General features: G+C 41.2%; 1 protein-coding gene. It reads right to left on the bottom strand.

Annotated elements, in window-relative coordinates; all coding sequences use genetic code 11:
• A partial coding sequence (locus BAZ21_RS27515; protein WP_218061457.1) for a hypothetical protein occupies positions 1-548 on the bottom strand: 548 nt, incomplete at its 3' end.
• Between the last annotated feature and the right edge of the window lie 20 nt (positions 549-568).

Genomic DNA, 568 nt, shown 5'->3' with positions numbered 1-568 from the left:
TGCATAGATTGGCTTACATAGTCAAAATCTTTTCCATTACCTTTGAACTTCATCGTGTTCTTCAAGGCAATCATAGCTGTTTGAGTATCCATTGCGTCGGATATCCAACCTTTTAAGCCATTACCAACAGCACTAACAGCACTTGAACCGATTTGCCTAAATACACCTACAGCAATCTCTCTAAGACCGCTAAAGCGTGACTTCATGCCATTAATTCCGCTATTAACGCCCTTGGTATCCATTTTAGCTTCAATGTTCCAAGAGCCTGAACTAATAGCGCTCTCGACTTGCTTAATTTCGCCCTCTAGCCTGTTAGCTTGTGTTTCTGCTGTACCTAAATCTCGAGTAAGTTGTAGCCATTTCTTTTGACCTGCTGACGTCCCTTTGTCAACCGTAGAAAGTTCTTCTTTTAATTTTGTTGCTTTGTCACGTGATAAGCCCAACTGCGTTTGTAAATTCTTCTGCAATTGTGCCATTTTGCTGGTATTTGTTGGGTCAAGTTTTAGAGCTTCACGTAAGTTTTTAGCTTCTCCTCTAAGCCCTGACATTGCGGTATTAACGCCTCTAA

The organism is Paenibacillus kribbensis, from assembly GCF_001705305.1.
Taxonomy (GTDB): domain Bacteria; phylum Bacillota; class Bacilli; order Paenibacillales; family Paenibacillaceae; genus Paenibacillus; species Paenibacillus kribbensis_B.
The sequence above is the reverse complement of the archived record's forward strand: the minus strand, read 5'-3'. Positions and strand labels throughout refer to the sequence as shown.